Below are 3101 nucleotides of genomic sequence, written 5' to 3' on the forward strand. Positions count from 1 at the left end.
TTAGCAGAACTCAAATCAGAAGTAGAAACTTTACAGACCGAAGTAGAAACTTTACAGACCGAAGTAGATACTCTTCGTCATCAACGTTCTTCTTTCCGAATAGATGTGAGTTCTGCTATATTTTCTTTCATATATTTGAACAGGATTTAATCTAGTCGTTCAGGAACTACTATATATCCGGTGGTGTCATCGCCCAAAACTAAATTTTTTGCTTGACCCCAATACCACCAGTATGCACCAATATAAGCACAGATTAAACTATCTAATTTATCTTCTGTAATTTTGAGGGTAGCTATACTATTGATATTTTCAGTATCTAGGAAATTTTCGGAAATTTCTAGAGTTGGTTCGAGGGTAGTTAAGATATTTGTTATGTATTGGTGCAGTTTCAAAAGTTCTGATTTACGGTCTGCTAATTTCCCTTTTTTGTATTTCATAATTTTTTCTAAACTAAATAAATTAACTATAGCTGGATGAGGATAAACTTCGATTTGAAAACGTCCTGGTTGTTGCGGTTCAATTGTTGGTGCATGAATAAATCCTTTAGCTGTCAAACTCATGCCAAAATTCACGGTTTTCTGAGCAAAAGGACGGTTAAGATTTGCTGGATAACATCCCGCATGATAACGACCAAAATATTTATGAGTAAGTTTATCTGGTAGTCTAGTTCCTGTTTGATTGGGAATTATTGTTGGAGCATCTACGGCAATTAGAGCAGGAGTTGGTAAAGGAGTAAAATTATCAATCCAATTGAGAATATCTTCAGTTTCTAATATGCAGTCTAAGTCTAATATATTTAATTTTTTGTCTGAGTATTGTAGACAGCACAAACCACTTTTTCCCGAACTCCAACCGAGGTCTATTCCTATAAATTTCATAGTGTTGTTTTGGTAAATAGGGTTTGCTGAAAAAGTATTTTTTCAGGGTAATTTAAGTCATCAGTTATCAGTACCTATACAACAAGGAGGCTTTGAAGTAAACATTTCCTCCGGAATGCTGCGCAAACAGCCGTCAGCTCTCAGCTATCAACTAATATCTACTATTTGTCAATGACTAGAATTACTTGGGTATTTGTACTTGTTCAAAATTTGTTTTTTTTGAGGCTATACCTCTCGGCTGAAAATTGGCATATTTGAGGTGTTATTAACGTAAATACTAGCTTGTAGCCTTGTATTGAAGAGTCTATTCTTAGGTGTAGGCACAACATTGGCACAATATCTTATGTACAAACTATGTACCAAATCGCTGAAACAACGCAAGTTCGTGAAATATTTTGTAATAATTTGGGGAAAATTAGACTACTTTGATTTAGATAAATAATATTAAAAGCTGATTTGATTAGTCAAAAAGGCCATCTGGGAGTAAATCCCGGAAGGCAGGTGCTATGTTAGCGCAGCTCCTCTGTCAAGAGGCAGCAGAAAGCCCCTAACAGTGATGTTAGGGAATCCCGCGCTGTCTCGTAGAGCAGCGTCGGGAGGATGTCAATCAGTGTTATACCAATGCAAAAAATAATGCAAGACCTTGCTCAAGGCTTAATTTATTAAGTAATAAGTAAGTAAGAGCAATGTTTTTAGTGTGTATTATTCTTCTGTTTACTACTCCCCTACTCCCCTACTCTCCTACTCCCTAACACCAAATTTTTTTCATTATTGTCTTTGATAAGTTCTATTGAGGGAGAAAATTGTTCAACGATTATATTAGGAATAGCTTTGCCTAAAGTAATCGCCCTAGCTGCCATAAACATTGCTAAAGCTAACCATAATATATGATTACTTTTTAACAACCAACCCACCATAGCAAAGGGTAAAAATCCTACTAAACTAGCAATTAAAGTAGAATTGCGCAATAAACTTCCTTGAGTTAAACCGAGAAAATATCCATCTAACATATAAGCCATTCCCCCAAACCCCAAAACAGGTATTAGCCAAAAAACATAACTATTAATATTGTGAATAATTTCAGTATGATTAGTCAACAAACCAAATAAATAGGTAGGGAATAAACAGAATACTAAAGCAAAAATCAACCCGATACTCACACTAATTATTCCTGATAATTTTACTAATATCTTTAATTGTTCTTGATTTCCTTCACCATAACTTTTTCCTGCTAAACTTTCTGTGGCAAAAGCTAAACCGTCAATAAAATAAGCAGCTAATGTCACTACCTGTAATAACAGGGTATTAGTTGCTAAAACTAGAGTATTTATGTATGAACTTAAATTAGTAAATACAGCAAAAGTAGAAATTAGGGCAAAAGTGCGAATCAGAATATCTCGATTGAGAATAAAAGTTTCTCTAATTACTTGAGGTTGCCAAATATCTTTGATTAACTGAGGAATTTCTCTCAAAGATATTAAGTTAAAAATACAAATTATGCCTACGACTAAAGTAATATATTGACTTATTGCTGTAGCACTACCCGCACCGCTACTTTCCCATCCCCAACGGACAATAAAAATATAATCTAAGATAATATTTGTGCCTTTATTAACTACTGATAATAGTAAAACTTTTCCTCCTTGTTCGAGTCCTAAAAACCAACCTATTAATACGAAGTTTAATAAGGTAGCAGGTGCGCCCCAAATTAAACTTTGATAGTAGCTAATACCACTAGCTTTTACTTCTGGAGTTGCACTAAGTAAACTAAAGCCAATTTCTCTCAAAGGATATTGGAAAATCAGAATAATTGTGCCAATAACTAAAGCAATTAAGCAGTTCCGTAGGCAAATTTGTTTTACTTCCTGATGGTTTTCACTTCCTCTAGCTTGAGCAGTTGTACCAGTAGTACCCATTCGTAAAAAGCCAAAAGTCCAGTAAATATAGTTAAATAAAACTGTGGCTAGGGAAACTCCTGCTAAATTATGAATTTCATCTAAATAACCTAAAAAAGCTAAGTCTACTAGACTTGCTAAAGGAACCATTAAATTAGATAAAATGTTGACTAAAGTTAATCGGATAAAATCATTCTTAATAAGAGACTTCATATTTTCCAAAGAGTAGATTTATCTCCCATTTTACTCACAGAAGTTAGTTATAGAGAAACAAAATTGAGATTTTAACTTTTTTTTGACAATAAACAGTCTCTGAGATAATAAAATA

Annotated in this window: 2 protein-coding genes; both read right to left on the minus strand. The window is 33.8% G+C overall.

Annotated features, from left to right (window positions below):
* Window positions 1–146 precede the first annotated feature (146 nt).
* Window positions 147–878: a DUF429 domain-containing protein gene (locus F6K13_RS25680; protein ID WP_124144753.1), complete on the minus strand. Its 732-nt coding sequence runs from the start codon at window positions 876–878 to the stop codon at window positions 147–149.
* 725 nt (window positions 879–1603) lie between these two features.
* Window positions 1604–2986 (minus strand): guanitoxin biosynthesis MATE family efflux transporter GntT, encoded by a 1383-nt coding sequence (gntT, locus tag F6K13_RS25685; protein ID WP_124154830.1) that lies wholly within the window; start codon window positions 2984–2986, stop codon window positions 1604–1606.
* Window positions 2987–3101 lie beyond the last annotated feature (115 nt).

The sequence above is a fragment of the Okeania sp. SIO2B9 genome (assembly GCF_010672505.1).
GTDB classification, from domain to species: Bacteria; Cyanobacteriota; Cyanobacteriia; order Cyanobacteriales; family Microcoleaceae; genus Okeania; species Okeania hirsuta.

Coding starts and splice junctions, on each gene's coding strand:
- F6K13_RS25680 (WP_124144753.1), bottom strand. CDS start 878: ATGAAATTTATAGGAATAGACCTCGGTTGGAGTTCGGGAAAAAGTGGT.
- gntT (WP_124154830.1), bottom strand. CDS start 2,986: ATGAAGTCTCTTATTAAGAATGATTTTATCCGATTAACTTTAGTCAAC.